Origin of the sequence: Brevibacillus parabrevis (genome assembly GCF_022701015.1) — a bacterium.
Classification (GTDB): domain Bacteria; phylum Bacillota; class Bacilli; order Brevibacillales; family Brevibacillaceae; genus Brevibacillus; species Brevibacillus parabrevis.
The window spans coordinates 4,385,746-4,403,609 of sequence record NZ_CP064090.1 but is presented as its reverse complement, the minus strand read 5'-3'; the positions used below and the strand labels follow the sequence as shown (position 1 = coordinate 4,403,609).

The following is a 17,864-nucleotide window of genomic DNA, read 5'->3' as shown; positions in this document are numbered from 1 at the left end:
GCGAAGGTAAAAACTGGCACAATTACGCAAGGGGAACAGATTGTGAAAATTTGGAGGAATCATTGTGAAAAAACGGGCATCGATCATCATGGCCTCTCTATTGCTGGTTACGGCTGGTTGCGGAGGCCCAGCACCAGAGCCTCCAACGCAGGCTGAGGCAAAAGCGAAAGTCGTTGAAGTGGTTACGGTTCAAAAAGCTGCACAGCCAGTCGTGCTGCGTGTTACCGGAATGGTAGAGGCAAAGCGTGACGCCGTACTGCCTTTTGGAACGGGAGGAACGATTTCATCCATCCCGGTAAGTAAAGGGATGAAGATCGCGCAAGGCCAGTTGTTGGCAACGCTTGACTCGCGTTACTACCAAAAGGAAGTAGAAGCAGCTGCAAGCCAGGTGGAAGAGGCAGCGGCGCGCAAAAACAAAGCATTGAAGGGAGCAACTGCCGAGGCGATTGAACAGCAACGACTGCAAGTGCAAAGTGCCCAAAGCCGTCTGGAAAAAGCAAAGCAGGACCTGACAGCAGGCGAAAAGCTGTTTGCTGGCGGAGCTATTTCACAGACCGAAATAAATGACTTGAAACGCGCCCTGACTCAAGCGGAAATTTCTGCGCGAGACGCACAACTGTCCCTCACCGAATTGCAACGCGGTGCGCAGCCAGAGGACATCGCCATGGCCAACGCATCGATCAAATCGGCAGCCGGACAGGTTGAGCGGGCGAAAAAGAGTCTGGATGATGCGAAAATTCATGCTCCTTTTGCCGGAACGGTCGTGGATGTATACAAACAAACAGGCGAACAGGCTTCGCCAGGCGATCAAATCATTCATCTGGTGGACTTGAGCGAAGTGAAAGTCACTCTTGATATTACCAATGATCTCATCAGTCAATTCCAGGAAAAAACGAAGGTGCAGGCTGTATCCGATGACGGCAAACAAAGCCAGGGAACGATTACTTTTGTCTCCCCGGTCGTGAGCAAGGAAACAGGCAAGTATCGGGTGGAAGTAACGATCCCGAATGCAGATGGATTCTGGCGCGGCGGAATGGCTGCAACGATTGAGGCTCCGCGCAAAGTGAACGGATTTTTGGTGCCGCTGGAAAGTGTCGGAGTTAACTCTACAGAGCACTATGTCATGGCGGTGGAAGATGGCCTTACTGTGAAGAAGGAAGTGAAGACCGGACAGATCGTGGACGATCAAATCGAGATTCTCTCGGGCGTCAAAGAAGGCGACCAGCTTTTGCGCAGCGGCATTACTTTCTACGTCGAGGGGCAAAAAGTAGAGGCGAAGGGAGAATAGTAGCATGGAAAAGTTGATTCTCTTTTTGCTGAAACGACGCCTGATTGTGTACTTGTTTACCTTTTTGCTTGTGCTTGCTGGCTTGGGCTCGCTGTTCAGCTTCAATGTCGAGCTGCTTCCGAAAACAAACTTCCCATCGATCTTCGTCAATGTATCGGGTGGGGCACTTCCCCCGGAAGAGATGGAAGAGAAGGTAACGAAGAACATCGAGCAAAATATCAAGTCAATTGCAAACATTAAAGAATACTCTTCTACTACAGGTACAGGTTACGCCAATATTACGATTATCGCCTTGGAAGGCAAAGGGGAACAAGTTAAGCAAGATGTGCAAAATACCGTTAACCGGCTGCGCAACGGCTTCCCGAAAGCGATTGACACGGTCAGCGTAACCCAGAACAGCTTCGGGGACGATCAAATGATCGACTACGCGCTTGTGGGAGCCGATCCGAAAGCGATGCTGAGCCTGGCAAAAACAACGCTCAAAGACCGGATCGAAGAAGTGCCAGGCGTAAAAGAAGTGTCTGTATCAGATCGCAGCTTTGAGAACAAAATCGCGATCACTTTGCGCCCTGAGAGACTGAACGCCTACCGCACAACGCCATCCGAGGTTGTTTCCCAGCTACAGGAAACGAACTGGAAGCAGGCGATCGGCACGCTCGAAAACACAGGCTTTGACACGGTCATCATGATCGACAACAGCTTCCATTCTGTACAGGAAATGAATGTGCTGCCGATCAACACGCCAAACGGAACCGTCACGCTGGAGCAATTGGCGACTGTGGAAGACATGCGCGGAAAAGTGAAAGACTCGGTAGCGCTGACTGATGGCATGGTATTCGTACACCTTAGCGTGTCGCGCTCAGACGGTTACGATCTGATTACTACCCAGCGCAATGTCGAGCAACTCATCAAGCAGATCAATACGGAAGCCGATGGAAAATATCAAATAAAAGTCATGTTTGAGGCTGCTTCCTTCATCGAGCATGCGGTATCGAACCTCAGCCGCGATGTGGCCATTGGTGGGGCATTGGCGATCATCATCCTGTTTGTGTTCTTGCGCAACTGGAGGGTGACGCTCGTCATCGCAACGACATTGCCATTGTCAGCTCTCATGACCTTTATCGCCATGAAAATGGCTGGCTACAACATCGACATGGTCAGCTTGCTCTCGATGAGCTTGTCGGTCGGCTTGATTGTCGACGCCGCGATCGTCGTACTGGAGAGCATCTATCATTTCCGTGAAAAAGGCGAGCAGCTGAAACAGGCGATCATCAAAGGAACGAAAGAGGTACTGACGCCTGTATTTACTTCGCAGCTTACGATCATCGTCGTATTTTTGCCGCTCGTTTTTGCAGACTTTGCCGATTGGCTCAAACCGATCATGGCGACGATTGCCTTTACCGTATCGGCTGCCATCATCGCTTCGACCATTGCCGCGTTCTTTTTCGTACCCGTGTTTTCCGATCGATTTTTGCAGAAAGATAAAAAGGTCTCGCTGGAGGGCGAAGGAAAAGAACACGCTGTCAATCGGTTGTTCAACGGGCTGTTGAATATGGCTTTGCGCCACCGGGTCAAGACGATTATCGTGGCGGTGCTCATGCTTGTCGCCGTAACTTTCCTTACCCCTTTTGTGAAGATGGGGAACGGACTCGATCCGAACGAAAACTTTATTTTTGCCACGCTGAAGATGCCGACGGGTTCAACGCTGGAACGCACGCAAAAAGCTGCGGTGGTCGGAGAAGAAGCACTGCGGGGCATTCCCGAAGTAAAAGACGTCTTCTTCATAGCGTCCAAAAGTGATTCGGACATCTTCATCTCACTCGTGCCGAAGTCGCAACGCAATCGTACCAAGGAAGCTTTGACGGCTGATATCAACGAGCGCCTGAATGCGATTCCAGGCATTGAGTCCATCTCCATGTCTTTCGGACAACAAGGTGGATCAGCCCCGGTTCAGCTCAACATCACCGGGGACGATATGGAGCAAATGCGCAAGATCGCCACGGAGCTTGAGGGCATGCTGTCCACGATCAATGGCGTAACGAATATTCGCAACGATTTCAAAGAAGGAAAAGAAAAAGTAACGCTGATTCCGAAGCAAGATGCACTGGCCAGACTGAACGTTGACCATCGCTCCTTGCTCCAGCAACTGAGCGTTCTGATTGGCAACCAGCACATTACGTCCATCACAAAAGATGGCATCGATGTGGATGTGGTCGCCAAAATGCCGGACAACTGGCTGAAGCATCCAGAGCAGCTCAAGGGGATTACGGTAACATCCGAGAAAGGGGCACAAGTGCCGCTTGCTGACCTCGTAGATTGGGTCTACAGCAAATCGCCGATTACGCTTACACATCAAAAAGGCGAACGGATCATCAGTGTGTCCGCAGAGCTGTTGGGAAGCGATTTGGGTACGGTTGGACGTGAAATCAACGAGAAGCTGCCGGGCATGGTCATTCCAGAGGGATACAAAGTGGAAATTGCCGGCCAGTTGAAAGAACAAAGCGCCAACATGACACAAGGGATTCTTGTTTTCCTCGGCGTTCTTGCGCTGATCTATGTCATCATGGTCGCGCAGTTCGGCCGACTGTCGCAGCCGTTCATCATTATGCTGACAATTCCGATGGCACTGGTTGGCGTGGTACTTGGCTTCGTGCTCACGCAACGAACGTTTGGCGAGATGGCGATGATCGGGATTATCATGCTGGTCGGTATCGTGGTCTCCAACGCGATCTTGCTGATCGACCGGATCAACCTGCTGCGCGGTCGCGGCATGGCTACGGCAGAAGCGATCGTGCAAGGAACGAAAGACCGCGTGCGTCCGGTTATCATGACGAAGCTGACAGCAATCCTGGGGATGCTGCCGATGGGATTGGCAATGGCGGAAGGCTCCGACATGGAAGCTCCGCTTGCGACAGCCGTTATTGCCGGCTTGATTTTCCATACGATGGTTACCTTGATCCTCGTGCCTGTGCTGTACTCTTTGTTCGAAGGGGCAAAAGAAAAACGCCTGGCTCGCAAGGCAGCGCGTCAAGCGAAACGGGAAGCCAAGCGTTTGGCGAAACAAAACAAAAACAACGAGGTTTCCAAAACCGAGCTGTAGCACGTGAGCAATCAGACTGCTTTGCTTGCCGCAAGCAAGCGGGGCACATCTGATCAACGAAGTGCGTTCCAATACGATAGCGAAAAGAAGAGAAGGGAAGGTGTGCTTTTGCCCCTTCTCTTTGCTTTTCGTTCGTCAGAAAGTTCTGTAGAATAGAAACTAAGGAAGATACATACGCATCGCGAAAGGAGTCTGACTATGGATCTGCAACTGAAGGGTAAGACAGCTCTTGTGCTTGCGTCGACAAAAGGGCTGGGAAAAGCGACAGCGCTTTGCCTCGCTCACGAGGGAGCAAACGTAACGATTTGCGGCAGAGACGAAGGCGCTCTGGAAGCTGTTCGCGCCGAGATTGAACAGGCAACAGGAAAAGCTCCGCTTGCCGTGGTCGTCGATGTGACCAAGCCGGAAGATATCGAGCGGGTTGTGCAGGCGACCGTCAGCGAGTTTGGCAGCGTGGATATTTTAATCAACAATTCAGGCGGGCCTGCCGCGGGCAAGTTTGACCAGTTGACGGACGAGCAGTGGATTTCCGCCTTTGAGCTGAACTTGCTGAGCTATGTCCGGGCGATTCGCGCCGTTTTGCCGCATATGCGCGCCAACCAGTTTGGGCGCATCGTCAACTTTGCCTCTTCTTCGTTCAAGCAGCCGTTGGAAAACTTGATTTTGTCCAACACGTTCCGCACGGGCGTTTTGGGCTTGGCGAAAACGTTGTCTTCCGAGCTGGGGCCGGACGGCATTTTGATTAACACAATCGGCCCGGGACGAATCGCCACAGACCGCGTGCAGCAACTGGACGGACTAAGCGCGAATGCAAAAGGCGTTACGGCAGATGAAGTCCGCGCAAACTGGGAGCAGCAAATTCCGCTTGGCAGGTACGGTCACCCGGATGAATTTGCCCGCACGGTGACTTTTTTGGCGTCGCCAGCCAACAGCTATGTCACCGGACAATCGTTTCTCGTTGACGGCGGCCTGGTCCGGGCGATCTAGGGCACTATTTCCCATTCAAAGGAGGAAAGAAAATGAGCAAAGAAAGCTCGTTTGACATCGTATCCAAGGTGGACTTGTCGGAAGTGAACAACGCCATCCAGACGGCTTTGAAGGAAATCGAGAATCGCTTTGATTTCAAAGGGAGCAAAAGCAGCATCTCATTGGAAAAGGAAGAGCTTGTCCTCATCTCGGATGACGAATTTAAGCTCGGCCAGGTCAAAGACATTTTGCTCGGCAAGCTGGTCAAGCGCGACGTCCCGATCAAAAACCTGGACTATCAAAAAGTGGAGCCGGCAGCGGGCGGGACGGTTCGGCAGCGCGTGAAGCTGGTGCAAGGAATCGACAAGGAAAACGCCAAAAAGATCAACAGCATCATTAAAGACGCAGGGTTGAAGGTGAAAACGCAAGTGCAGGACGATCAAATCCGCGTGACCGGAAAAAGCCGGGATGAACTGCAACAGATCATTCAGGCGATCCGCAAGGCAGATTTGGCGCTCGACGTGCAATTTATCAACTACCGCTGATTGCTAGAAAAGTTTTGCGTCTAACTCTCTTTGCTCTCGCATATGCATGTACAAATAAGTGACAAGCACTTGCGAAAGGGAGAGTAGAGACATGAAGGTCTTTATTATCAGTATGCGCAATCTCATTTTGGGCGGGATCGTCTTCGTAGTTGTTTTGGTGGCGGGAATCGTGCTATTGGTCAAAGACCCGTTGCACGTCTCTGACTCCTATCGACCAGGTGACACGAGTGTGCCGACTACCACGGCCAACACTCCGGTGAGCCAGCCGACCGATGCCGCCAAGCCGTCTTTGAACATGGATATTTCCGTGGACGGGACGACAGCAGAAGTGTCGCTTTTGACGCAAAACTTCGAGTTCGTTCAGGAGAGCAGCGAGCTTGGGCAAACCCCGGTGTTTGGCAAAGGCCACGCCCATCTGTACCTCGATGGAGAATCCAAAGGAATGATCTACCATCCGGAGTTCATGCTGAAAAAGCTGCCAAAAGGCGAGCACGAAATCCGCGTGGAGCTGAATTACAGCAACCATCTGCCATACAAGGTAGAAGCGACGCAAAAAATTGTGGTGAAATAAGCGAAAAGCGTTCCGATGAGGGCGCTTTTCTTTTTCTGTTCGGAAGGAATATGATGGAAGAGAACGAATCCTAGTTGATAAAGATGGAATAGTCTGAATGTTTTTGGGGGTGCTTGCATGCTGCGGATGATTACGATTGGCAACTTGCTGGATGAGACAACCAGACTTTATCAGGATAAGGAAGCGCTAGTCTACCATGAACGATCGTTGCGTTATTCGTTTGCCGAGTTTCAGGAAGTGTGCAACCAGGCGGCAAGGGGATTTATGTCGCTCGGCATTCAAAAAGGGGAGAACATCGCGATCTGGGCGACAAATGTGCCGGAATGGGTGATTTCCCAGTTTGGAACGGCCAAGATGGGCGGGGTGCTTGTGACGGTGAATACAAGCTACCGCGTCCATGAGCTGGAGTATTTGCTGCGGCAGTCTGAATCGACGACACTGCTGCTCATCGACGGGTATCGGGACGCGAACTACCTCGACATGATCAAGGAAATTTGTCCCGAGCTGGAGACGTGTGAGCCGGGCGCTCTCCAGTCGAAGCGGCTTCCCCATTTGCGCAATGTCATCTACTTGGGCGAGGAGCGGCAGCCGGGGATGTTTTTATGGGCAGATTTGCTCGCGCGGGCCGAGCTGGTCAGCGAGGAAGAACGGCGTTTGCGGCAAGAGTCGCTTTCGCCCGACGACGTTATCAACATGCAATATACGTCAGGGACGACTGGCTTCCCCAAAGGAGTCATGCTGTCGCATGTGAACATCGTCAACAACGCCATCAAGGTAGCGGAATGTCAAGGGCTCGGCATCGAAGACCGGGTGTGCATCCCCGTGCCGTTTTTTCACTGCTTTGGCTGCGTGATGGGCACGCTTGCCTGCGGTGCCACGGGAGCGACGATGGTCCCGGTCACCGCTTTCGATCCCGGACTGGTGCTCTCGATTGTCGAAGCCGAACGATGCACAGCGCTGTACGGAGTGCCGACCATGTTCATCGCCGAGCTGAACCATCCGTCTTTTGCCGAGCGCGATCTCAGTTCGCTGCGCACGGGCATTATGGCGGGTTCTCTTTGCCCGATCGAGGTAATGAAAAACGTAGTGGACAAAATGGGCATCCGCGACATCACGATCGCCTATGGACAGACGGAAGCTTCCCCGGTCATCACCCAGACGCGGCCAGAAGATTCCATCGAGCGCAAAGTGTCCACCGTAGGCAGGCTGCACGAAGGAGTGGAAGCGAAGGTCATCGACCCAGCGACGGGAGAGACGCTGCCTCCTGGCGTCCAGGGCGAGCTGTGTACGCGCGGATATTTGGTGATGAAAGGGTATTACAATATGCCGGATCAAACCGCGAAGGCGATCGACGAAGAGGGTTGGCTGCATACGGGAGATTTGGCGACGGTCGACGAGGAAGGCTACTACCGGATCACAGGCAGATTGAAGGATATGATCATTCGCGGCGGGGAAAATATTTATCCGCGTGAGGTCGAGGAGTTTCTGTACACGCATCCGAAAATACTGGACGTGCAAATCGTCGGTGTTCCAGACGCCAAATACGGAGAGCAGGTGCTGGCCTGCATTCGGGTAAAACCGGGCGAGACGCTGACAGAGGAGGAAGTGTTGGCGTACTGCGAAGGCAAAATTGCCCGTTTCAAAACGCCGCGCTACATCCAGTTCGTCGCCGAATACCCGATGACAGCGTCTGGCAAAATTCAAAAGTTCAAGCTGCGTGAACAGGCGCTGGCATCGTTTGATCTTGCCGATTCGGCCCGGAACGAGCTTGCCTGAGCAACGAATAAGTGGTGAAAAGAAGCGCCGGGGGATGCTGTCCTGGCGCTTTTTGTTCCGGTCAGGCTGGTGATCTGGAAGCATAGCCGCTTTGTGCCGACCGGACAGCCGATCCAGTAGCGGTACCGCTTCGTTCCGTCAGCAGTGGAGAAAATGCAGCTTCCAGTTCCGCAACACCGTTTGTTGTCTCTGTAGCTTGGCGGGAAAGCGGACGCACCTTCCAAGAAAACTGTTCTCTGTGACAAAAATGGTTAAAAAAGGGTTTTTCCAACCTTTACAACCTGGCAACTCTTTACTATCATGAGTTGAAATGCGAGGAGAGAGGGGAAACGCACAATGGAAGTCCGCCGATTGGGGCCAGAAGATGCAGAAGCTTTTGTAAAAGTAAGATTGGAAGGGTTGCAAACCGACCCGGATGCATTCGGTGCTACGTATGAAGAAGATGCAGCACGGCCTATGGCGGAGTGGAAGGAGCGGCTGTCTCAGGGACCACAAGGCGACAGCGGTTATTTTGGCGCTTTCGTCGCAGGGGAACTGGTAGGGATCATCGGCTATTTCCGCCATCGCGGCATCAAGGCGCGGCATAAGGCAGCGGTCGTGTCCATGTACGTCCGGGAAGCGCATCGCGGGACAGGTATCGCGCAAGCGTTGATGCACGAAGAGCTGGCGTATTTGAAAGCGCGCGGAGACATTAGCCAGGTTCAGCTTGCGGTTGTGACGAGCAACCCTGGGGCCGTACGTTTTTACGAGAAAATGGGTTTTGTGCCGTACGGTTATGAAAAACAAGCTTTGAAGGTAGGGGAGCGCTACGTCGACGAGACGCTGATGTATGTACTCTTGCACGAGTAGTGGCTACCGCTTGAAAACGAACGCTTGACCAGACGAAAAAGCGAAGGCATGTGTGGCAGCATGCCTTCGCTTCTGTATGGAAAAACATGTTTCGAGCAAAAAGATTAACGATTCGCTTCGTAGGCAGCGATTTTGTCCTCGTATTGCAGCGTGATCCCGATGTCGTCGAGGCCGTTCAACAGGCAGTAGCGGCGGTACGGGTCAACCTCGAACGGATAGGACAAACCATCGCTGTCGCGCACGACTTGCTGTTCGAGATCAATCGTCAGCTCGTAATTTTCGCGGCTTTGTGTGCGCAAGAACAGTTCGTCGACTTGCTCTTCGCTGAGCTTGATCGGCAGGATGCCGTTTTTGAAGCAGTTGTTGTAAAAAATGTCGGCAAAAGACGGAGCGATCACGCAGCGGAAGCCGTAGTCGAGCAAAGCCCACGGAGCGTGCTCGCGCGACGAGCCACAGCCGAAGTTGTTGCGGGCGAGAAGCACAGTCGAGTCTTTGTAGGCAGGGGTGTTCAGGATGAACGAGTCGATCGGCGAGCCATCGACGTTAAAGCGCCATTCATAAAACAGGAACTGGCCAAAGCCGCTGCGCTCGATGCGTTTCAGGAACTGTTTCGGGATGATTGCGTCTGTATCTACGTTGACACGGTCCAGTGGCGCGACCAGTCCGGTGTGGATGACAAATGGGTTCATTGGAATACCTCCTCGCTTGCGCTCTCTCTTTTCCATTCACGTACGTCTACGAAGCGGCCTGCGATGGCAGCCGCGGCAGCCATTTCCGGGCTGACGAGGTGAGTGCGTCCGCCACGGCCTTGACGTCCTTCGAAGTTGCGGTTGGAAGTGGAAGCGCAACGCTCTCCTTCTGACAAGATATCCGGGTTCATGGCGAGGCACATGGAGCAGCCGGATTCACGCCAGTCAAAACCGGCTTCCTGGAAAATGAGATGCAAGCCTTCTTGCTCAGCCAACTGCTTGACTGCCTGGGAGCCAGGTACGACCATCGCGTGTACGGAAGGGGAGACTTTGCGTCCCTTGGCAACTTCCGCCGCTTTGCGCAAGTCTTCAATCCGTCCGTTTGTACAGGAGCCGATGAAGACGCGGTCGATTTTGATTTCGCTCATAGGCGTTCCCGGAGCAAGATCCATGTAGGCGAGAGCGTCCTGAGCCGCTTTGCGCTGTGCCGTAGTCTCGAAAGCTTCCGGGTCTGGAACCGTGCTGGTGATGTTCGTGCCCATGCCTGGGCTGGTGCCCCATGTCACTTGCGGTTCGATGGCAGCGGCGTCGATTTCGACACATGTATCGTACGTAGCGCCTTCGTCTGTGCACAGCTCTTTCCATGCTTCCACTGCTGCCAGGAAGTCTTCGCCTTGCGGAACGTAGCGGCGGCCTTGCAGATAGTCAAACGTCGTTTGGTCCGGAGCGATCAGCCCGGCGCGTGCGCCACCTTCAATCGTCATGTTGCACACGGTCATGCGCTCTTCCATTGTCAGCTTGCGGATCGCTTCGCCTGTGTACTCTACGACGTACCCGGTTGCAAAGTCAGTTCCGTATTTTGCGATAATCGCCAATATTAAGTCTTTTGCGCTGACACCGAAAGGCAGGTCGCCGTTCACGCGGACTTCCATCGTTTTTGGCTTCAGCTGCGGCAAGCATTGTGTGGCGAGTACGTGTTCGACCTCGCTCGTCCCGATCCCAAAGGCGAGGGCGCCGAATGCCCCGTGCGTGGAAGTGTGGCTGTCGCCGCACACGATCGTTTTGCCGGGATGTGTCAGGCCAAGCTCAGGGCCGATGACGTGGACGATTCCTTGATCCGGGCTGTTCAGGTCAGCGAGTGTAATGCCAAATTCCCGGCAGTTATCAGTCAGTGTTTCCATTTGCTGACGGGAGATCGGGTCTTTGATATTGAAGCGATCCGCTGTCGGCACGTTGTGGTCCATGGTGGCAAAAGTCAGTTCTGGACGGCGGACTTTGCGGCCAGCCAGGCGGAGCCCTTCAAACGCTTGCGGAGAAGTCACCTCGTGCACCAGATGCAGATCAATGTACAAAAGGCTCGGTTTGCCAGCTTCCTCGTGAATCACGTGATTGTCCCAAATCTTTTCAAACATTGTACGGGGTTTCATTAGTGAATGCCTCCTTCGTGCGAAAACTCTTAACAAGGTTGTATCATGGCAAAGAAAATAGTTCAAAGATATAATAATTATGAGAAGGATAGCTTTTGCCTATCGGGAGGTTTTTTATGGAGTTACGACAGATTCGTTATGTGCTTGCAGTAGCGGAGGAACGCAGCTTTTCGCGTGCGGCCAACCGCTTGCATCTGGCTCAGCCATCGCTTAGCCAGCAAATCGCCAAGCTGGAAAAAATATTGGGTGTGAGTCTGTTTCATCGTTTGCCCCAGCATGTGGAGCTGACAGATGCGGGCCAACGTTTTGTGCAGGTGGCGCAGACGCTGGTAGACATGTCGGAAGGGCTGGAGCGGGAAATGCGCGCGTATGCAGTGGGGGAGAGCGGCCGACTGCTGGTTGGCAGCTTGCCGATCACGGGCGCTTACGTCCTGCCGCGTGTGTTGCCGACGTTTACCAAGTTGTTCCCCGGAGTCGAGCTGCAACTGATGGAGGAAACATCCAGCCATCTGGAACAGTTGCTCGTGCGCGGAAAAATCGACGTCAGCTTGCTGACGATGCCGATCAGCGACCCTTCGCTGGAGATCATTCCGGCGATCAATGAAGAAATTTTCCTGGCGGTGCCGCCGAATCATCCATTGGCTGGCAAAAAGCAGGTCGACTTGGCCGAGCTTGCGGATCAGCCGTTCATTTTGCTGAAGGAAGGGCAAGGCTTCCGGACGATTTCCTTGCGGTTGTGCGAGCAAGCTGGCTTCCGTCCGCGCATCGTCTTTGAAAGCACCAACATCCAGACCGTCCAATCGCTGGTCGCGGCGGGCATGGGGCTGTCTTTTGCCCCGGAAATGATTACGCTGGCGCCAGGGACGATAGAGCCGCCCGCCTACGTGCGGCTTACGACGAAGCCATACCGGACACTCGTCGTTGCCTATCGCAAAGACAAGCCGCTGTCGCGCCCGGCTGAAGCGTTTGTGCGCTGTTTGGTGGAGCAGGGCGGGGCGTTGTAAAAAGCGGATGAAGTGTCAGCCGCGTGCGACAAACAGGCAGGCTTTGTGCTACACTGTTTCCAAATCATTCTAGGAAGGAAGATCCATGATGAGAGAACTCAAGACAGAAGCAGAATTTGAACAGGCGATTGCCGCCGAGAAGCCCGTCGTGGTCAAATTTTTTACCGATTGGTGCCCGGACTGTCACCGCATCGATCCGTTCATGCCGGAAGTGGAAGAACAATATAAAGAGCAAGTGGACATGGTCGCTGTCAATCGCGATACGCTGCCTGATTTGTCCCAGAAGCACGATGTGTTCGGGATTCCCAGCTTCATCGCGTTCAGCCGGGGCAAAGAGCTCGTTCGCTTCGTCAGCAAGCTCGGCAAAAGCCGCGAAGAGATCGAGCGTTTTCTCGACCGCGCCGTTCAGGTAAACAACGGTTTGAACGCAGAGTAATGCAACGAACATAAGGCAGGGAGATTGACCATGCGATCGATGAAAAAAGAAGGGGAATGGCTCGTCTGCCACTTGCAGGCGGAGGACGACGCCATTCCGATCGGGAACCTGCTGCGCGAGGGATGGAAGCTGCCACGCAAGCAGGTCCATCTTTTGTTTCAGCATAAAGAAGTGCTTGTAGACGGCGCTCCTTGTGCCCAGCACACGCAAGTGCGAGAGGGACAGGAAATTCGCATGCGCTTGTGCCAGCCAGAGCCGCTCGGACTGGACCCGGCGAGCGAAACGGTGCCGATTTTGTACGAAGACGACCATCTGCTGATCGTGAACAAGCCTGCGGGCATGCTGCTTCATCCAACCGAGCCGAACCATCACCTGACTTTGGATCATTTGGTGTCCGGGCACTTTTTCCGCACCGGACTGCAAGCGAAAGTGCGTCATGTGCACAGGCTGGATCAGGATACGTCCGGGGTGGTTTTGTACGCCAAGCACGCCTGGGCGTCGGCCTTGCTGGACGAGATGCTGCGCGAGCGCAAAATCAAGCGGACATACCTCGCTTTCGTCTCCGGGCAGATGGCAAAAGGGAACGGCAAAATCAATGAGCCGATCGGCAAGGACAGGTATCATGCCACCCGCAGAAGAGTCGCGCCCAACGGCGATTCTGCTGTCACGCACTATGAAGTCAAGGAACGCTACAAGACGGCGACAAAAGTCGAGTGCAGACTGGAGACAGGGCGCACGCATCAAATTCGCGTCCACCTGAGTCATATCGGGCATCCGTTGCTGGGCGACGAGCTGTATGGAGGGAAACAAGATTTGATCAGAAGACAGGCGCTGCACGCGGCGGTGCTGACGCTTGCCCATCCGTTCGGGGGAGAGTTGGTGCAGGCGTCGGCCCCGCTGCCGCTCGACTTGCTCGCACTGGAAAAGAAGCTGCGCTAAGCGCCATTTTGCCGGATGGTGAATAAACTGCCAAGGAAGAAACGAGAGAGGGTGGCAGGATGAAACGACCCACAATCGGCATCTTGACTTGGCGGGAGGGCAAGCGATTCGCGGAGCCAACCTATTTTCGCCGATTGCTGAAGGCGGGACAAGAACTGGGCTGCACCGCCTTTTTATTTTCGCCAAAAGACGTGCTGGCATCAGGCAAGCAGGTGAGAGGGTACGTCCTGGATGCAAACGGCAAGTGGCAATCGCGCTTGTTTGACCGTCCGGACGCTGTGTTCGACCGTTACCGCTACACACCGACCCAGGCGTTCAAGGATTATGTGGCATTTCGCCGCACAAGCCCGTTCTTGTACGCCAACAATCGTCTGGCGAACAAATGGCGCGTCCATGAGGTATTGCACCGCGATTCGCGCATGCATCGCTGGCTGCCGGAAACGCTTTTGTACAATCGGCAAAATCTCATCAAAATGCTCGGCAGGCATTCGCTCTTGTACGTAAAGCCGTTGAATGGAACAGGCGGACGCAATATCCTCTCGATCGAGAAGCACGGCGGAGGGTATCGTCTGCTTGGGCGCGACAAGCAAAGGGCGAAGATTTCCAAGGTCTTTTCCGACATCTCCGCCGTTTTGCGCTGGACGGATCGGTGGACAAGGCAAGAGAAGTACATCGTTCAGCAAGGCTTGCGGCTGCAACTGGTGCCAGCGCGAGCTGTAGACATGCGGCTTTTGATCCAGAAAAACGGCCAAGGCGAGTGGAGCATCACAGGCCACGGCTTCCGGGTAGGGGGGGAGCGCAGCGCTACTTCCAACCTGCACGGGGGCGGAAAAGCTGTGCCGGTTCCCGCCTTTTTAAAGCCCAAATTCGGCGAGGAACGCTCGGCGCAAATCGTCCGCGACTGTGAAGACCTCGCCCATCAAACAGCGGAGACGCTGGAAGATCACTTTGGGCGAATGGTGGAGTTCGGACTGGACATCGGGATCGATGTAGACGGCCGCGCCTGGCTGATCGAAGTCAACCCCAAGCCAGCGCGAGAAATTTTTCGCGAGATGGGGGCTACGGAACAGTACAAACGCGCGATCCAACGGCCGCTGGAGTACGCCATCTACCTGGCGAAAACGCAAGGGCGCGAAGGACGCGAGCCTTTGCTGAAACGAAAGGTTGCGAGTCGGTAAGAAAGCAAGCAGAAAGCGGAGCAAACAGCCGGGCTGATGAAGCTGCGGCTGTTTGGTGCGGGTAAAAGCGGGTGAAGCGGGAGATCACTTGATTATCTGATTTGCTTCGCACACGCAATGATCGTCTCGATGACGAGCTGCGGTTCCGTAAATTGCGGGAAATGTCCGCTGTTTTTGGCGACGACATGCTGGCTTTGCGGGGAGAGGGCGAGCAATTCCCGTTGGTTCTCCCACCTTTTTCGCCGCGCTGCTTCTGGCATCATGCGGTTTTCCTTGCCTCCGGTGATGACGTACAGCGGGATGTCAGGGAATGCCGCGTGATCATTCAGCTGGGCGACGGTTTGCTGGACAAAATGCACCTCACTGAACTTTTTGTGTGCAGACCAGGAGTCGAACAGGGCGAGTAGTCTGTTGATTGCCTTGACCGCGCTGGTTTGGTAGTCCCCGAGCAGGAGATCTTTCGGATGGCTGGCTTCAATCAGGACCATCCCGGATACTTCAGCAGGATAGCGGCGGGCATACAAATTGGCGTACAGCCCTCCCAAAGAATGTCCCACCAGCAAAAAGGGCGGCTCCCAGCCGGCAGCGGCTAGTGCTTCGCGCAGCGTTTCCACAATCGTGACGCCGTCCTGAGGCTCTTGCGGTTTGTCGCTGCCCGAGACGCCCAAGCGATTGTAGGAAAAAACGGAACTTTCCGCAGCCAGAGCGGGGAGGACTCGCATCCAGCCTTCGATGGGACCAGACCCGCCGTTGATCAGCACCAGCTTGGGCGAGTTGTCGCCGCTGATGTTGTATTGCAGCATTCCTTTTGAAGTACGGATGTTCTTGATCTCGATCGCCAAAGCAAGCCACCTTCTTTTAGGTTGATATGGTTACATACGTGGACAAACCGATCAAGTTCCGCAAAATGGAAAAGGTTTTTAGGGGGAATAGAGAGAGTAGGATCGTGCTGTTAGGTGAACCATAATTTAATTATGTAAACTTAATGCTGGTTTCCAACATGCCAAAGTGGAGTTGCCAACTTGCCAGATACCTCGTCTGGCTGTTTTGTCTGAGTGAGGGGAGAGTGGTTGGGCGAATTGCCCAATGCTTGCCAAGATGGAGTTTGGGGGAAGATTTCGGAGTGTTCGATACAGCTAAACAGCCAGGACCACCCGCTTTCTTGACTGGAACTGGGCATCGCAGAGAGTTTGATCTTAGTGAATATCGCGCCTGATCAAAAAACGATGCGCAGAAAAAGTTATAAACCTCCCATATAAAAAATTCTACGCGATACAACCGCACGGGAAATGATTTGTTGTTTCGCAAAAGAACAGGAGCTTGCGGTCTTTCAGTGCCAGATGCTAGATTGTTGTTCAGTAACATATCCGCCTTTTCCCCATAAAAAACCTCCCTTGCCACGCCATGGTGGAGGGAGGTGAACCTGAACCGACCGGCAAAGCTATCCGTTTTTCACCGCTTCTGCCACTTCCGGGAGCGGCAGGCGCTCGTACTGGATTACCCGATCGCCCTCATAAGTAAAAACGTGCTGGATCGGCTGCTCGTGTTCCAGCATGTACGGCAAAAACTGCGGAACATTTTCGGCGATCCCTTCGTTCTTCGGATGCAGCATCCAGTCGAGACTCAGCCAGTCCAGGATGCCTTCCTCAACGCGACGTGGCGTCAGCGGACGCTCAAACGTCTCAGGCAGTTCCGCCACATAGGCGTACATGCCGCCAACGACATCTCCGTCCAGCTTCCACGAAACGACCCCTTTGTAAGTGGCGGAGGACAAGGCAATACCTGTCTCCTCGAAAACTTCGCGCAGCACGCAGTCAAGCGGAGACTCGTTTGGCGCGAGCTTGCCGCCGACGCCGTTCCAGCGGCCCATCAGCGGCGGTTTGCGCCGATTCAACAGAAGGCATTCGTTTGCATGTTTGAGAAAACAGATGGTGTACGTGTACATATCGTTCCTTTCCAGGTGACGCCCGCTCTCAAATGTCTTGGGAGAAGCGAACCATGTCTGTCAGCTGAATGCCGTTTTCATAGATTTCTTCCTCATAATGGCGCAGAAAGAAGTCCCGGTCAATCCAGGTCATGCGAAAGCCGCATTTTTGGTAGAGGGCCAGTTGATCCAGGCTGGAGTTGCCTGTGCCGACCTCAATCGTTTTGTAGCCGGACACTTTCGCTGTCTCGATGGCATGCAAAACGAGCTGCTTGCCGATGCCTTGTCCTTGACGCGCTTCGTCTACAGCGACGTTGACCAGCTCAATCGTATCGGGGCGCGTAGAGATGAGGACATAGACGCCAACGAACTGTTCATCCTGGGCGGCAACATAGCACTGGCCCGTTTGCAAATAGTCTTCCACCAATTTTTGCGAAGGATCTGCGAGCAAGAGCAGATCCATGGGCGCTTCTTCATGGGGAGCCAGCTTTCTGATTTCCATTTCGTTCTCTCCTTTTGCCAAAAACCTATCCACATCGGGGAAAAGGAACCGCGCTGTCAGCGGCCATTCCTCGCGTGTGGAAAGCTTGTGATTTGTGCTATTATAACAATCGTTGCGAAAGTTTGTAAAATGTGCCAATCCAAAAGCGGAAATCAAGCTACAAGATGGGACCAGTCAAGTCGAGAAAAGAGAGGAAAGCAGCTATGGATTTGATTCACGTAAATGTGGCCTACGTCTTGCTGTATGACCAAGATACCGATAAAGTGCTTATGGTGCAAAATGAGGAGTATTGGAGTTTGCCAGGCGGGAAGCGGGAAAATGGCGAGCTGCTCTGCGACGCAGCGAAGCGTGAGGCCATGGAAGAGACGGGGCTGTCCGTGCAGGTCGGCAAGATTGTGCATGTCAGCGAAAAGGTCATTGGCCGCGAGTTTGCGACATTTGTCACGTTTATGGGCGAGATTGTCGGCGGCGAGTTGGGAACGACCGATTCCGAGATTCAGGCGATCGAGTGGAAAAGCATTGCCGAAGCAGAAAAGTTGATGCCGTATTTGCCCAACATCCGTGAACTGATGCGCAATCAGGCACACTACCAGGTAGAATAAATTGCCCAAAAAAGCTCACGGTTGCAACAGCCGCGAGCTTTTTTCATGTGCACACTGATCCACTCCGT

Annotated in this window: 17 protein-coding genes; 12 read left to right on the top strand and 5 right to left on the bottom strand. The window is 53.7% G+C overall.

Annotated elements, in window-relative coordinates:
• The first annotated feature begins 64 nt into the window (after nt 1-64).
• From IRJ17_RS19970 to IRJ17_RS19940, 7 genes are all read left to right on the top strand, one after another.
• A complete protein-coding gene (locus tag IRJ17_RS19970; protein ID WP_122963533.1) occupies nt 65-1,288 on the top strand; it encodes an efflux RND transporter periplasmic adaptor subunit in 1,224 nt (407 codons plus the stop codon).
• Between the two features lie 4 nt (nt 1,289-1,292).
• Nucleotides 1,293-4,388, top strand: a complete 3,096-nt coding sequence (locus IRJ17_RS19965; RefSeq protein ID WP_242771726.1) for an efflux RND transporter permease subunit — start codon at nt 1,293-1,295, stop codon at nt 4,386-4,388.
• A gap of 198 nt (nt 4,389-4,586) precedes the next feature.
• On the top strand, nt 4,587-5,375 hold the full coding sequence (locus IRJ17_RS19960; protein WP_242771723.1) for an SDR family oxidoreductase: 789 nt from the start codon (nt 4,587-4,589) through the stop codon (nt 5,373-5,375).
• 32 nt (nt 5,376-5,407) lie between these two features.
• The gene (locus IRJ17_RS19955) at nt 5,408-5,899 is read left to right on the top strand and encodes a YajQ family cyclic di-GMP-binding protein (protein WP_063227007.1); all 492 of its coding nucleotides are present in this window, start codon (nt 5,408-5,410) and stop codon (nt 5,897-5,899) included.
• Between the two features lie 91 nt (nt 5,900-5,990).
• Nucleotides 5,991-6,470, top strand: coding sequence for a hypothetical protein (locus IRJ17_RS19950; protein WP_122963528.1), 480 nt, complete (start codon nt 5,991-5,993; stop codon nt 6,468-6,470).
• Nucleotides 6,471-6,587: 117 nt separating this feature from the next.
• On the top strand, nt 6,588-8,246 hold the full coding sequence (locus IRJ17_RS19945; RefSeq protein ID WP_242771720.1) for an AMP-binding protein: 1,659 nt from the start codon (nt 6,588-6,590) through the stop codon (nt 8,244-8,246).
• A gap of 336 nt (nt 8,247-8,582) precedes the next feature.
• Nucleotides 8,583-9,095, top strand: coding sequence for a GNAT family N-acetyltransferase (locus IRJ17_RS19940; protein WP_122963523.1), 513 nt, complete (start codon nt 8,583-8,585; stop codon nt 9,093-9,095).
• A gap of 104 nt (nt 9,096-9,199) precedes the next feature.
• Here the strand turns inward: IRJ17_RS19940 and leuD are convergent, their stop codons facing one another.
• Both leuD and leuC read right to left on the bottom strand, forming a co-directional pair.
• Nucleotides 9,200-9,784 (bottom strand): 3-isopropylmalate dehydratase small subunit, encoded by a 585-nt coding sequence (gene leuD / locus IRJ17_RS19935; protein WP_122963521.1) that lies wholly within the window; start codon nt 9,782-9,784, stop codon nt 9,200-9,202.
• Nucleotides 9,781-11,211: a 3-isopropylmalate dehydratase large subunit gene (gene leuC / locus IRJ17_RS19930; protein ID WP_122963519.1), complete on the bottom strand. Its 1,431-nt coding sequence runs from the start codon at nt 11,209-11,211 to the stop codon at nt 9,781-9,783. The genes leuD and leuC overlap by 4 nt, the downstream gene beginning before the upstream one ends.
• 116 nt (nt 11,212-11,327) lie before the next feature.
• On the opposite strand from leuC, the gene IRJ17_RS19925 reads away from it, so the two are divergent.
• The 4 genes from IRJ17_RS19925 to IRJ17_RS19910 all read left to right on the top strand — a co-directional run bounded on the left by IRJ17_RS19925 (nt 11,328) and on the right by IRJ17_RS19910 (nt 14,768).
• Nucleotides 11,328-12,215 (top strand): LysR family transcriptional regulator, encoded by an 888-nt coding sequence (locus IRJ17_RS19925; RefSeq protein ID WP_122963518.1) that lies wholly within the window; start codon nt 11,328-11,330, stop codon nt 12,213-12,215.
• Nucleotides 12,216-12,303: 88 nt separating this feature from the next.
• The gene (locus IRJ17_RS19920; RefSeq protein ID WP_122963654.1) at nt 12,304-12,651 is read left to right on the top strand and encodes a thioredoxin family protein; all 348 of its coding nucleotides are present in this window, start codon (nt 12,304-12,306) and stop codon (nt 12,649-12,651) included.
• Between the two features lie 30 nt (nt 12,652-12,681).
• A complete protein-coding gene (locus IRJ17_RS19915) occupies nt 12,682-13,590 on the top strand; it encodes an RluA family pseudouridine synthase (protein ID WP_173595830.1) in 909 nt (302 codons plus the stop codon).
• A 59-nt stretch (nt 13,591-13,649) separates the two neighbouring features.
• The gene (locus IRJ17_RS19910; protein WP_122963516.1) at nt 13,650-14,768 is read left to right on the top strand and encodes a YheC/YheD family endospore coat-associated protein; all 1,119 of its coding nucleotides are present in this window, start codon (nt 13,650-13,652) and stop codon (nt 14,766-14,768) included.
• 92 nt (nt 14,769-14,860) lie between these two features.
• Here IRJ17_RS19910 and IRJ17_RS19905 read toward each other — a convergent pair whose 3' ends face one another.
• The 3 genes from IRJ17_RS19905 to IRJ17_RS19895 all read right to left on the bottom strand — a co-directional run bounded on the left by IRJ17_RS19905 (nt 14,861) and on the right by IRJ17_RS19895 (nt 17,194).
• Nucleotides 14,861-15,610, bottom strand: coding sequence for an alpha/beta fold hydrolase (locus tag IRJ17_RS19905; RefSeq protein WP_242771717.1), 750 nt, complete (start codon nt 15,608-15,610; stop codon nt 14,861-14,863).
• Between the two features lie 599 nt (nt 15,611-16,209).
• Entirely contained in the window at nt 16,210-16,662 is a 453-nt protein-coding gene (locus IRJ17_RS19900; protein WP_242771714.1) for an NUDIX hydrolase, read from the bottom strand.
• A gap of 79 nt (nt 16,663-16,741) precedes the next feature.
• Nucleotides 16,742-17,194: a GNAT family N-acetyltransferase gene (locus IRJ17_RS19895; protein ID WP_242771711.1), complete on the bottom strand. Its 453-nt coding sequence runs from the start codon at nt 17,192-17,194 to the stop codon at nt 16,742-16,744.
• A 203-nt stretch (nt 17,195-17,397) separates the two neighbouring features.
• Between IRJ17_RS19895 and IRJ17_RS19890 the strand changes: the two genes are divergently transcribed.
• Complete coding sequence (locus IRJ17_RS19890; protein WP_173598805.1) at nt 17,398-17,796, top strand: NUDIX hydrolase; 399 nt, start codon at nt 17,398-17,400, stop codon at nt 17,794-17,796.
• The last annotated feature ends 68 nt before the right edge of the window (nt 17,797-17,864 follow it).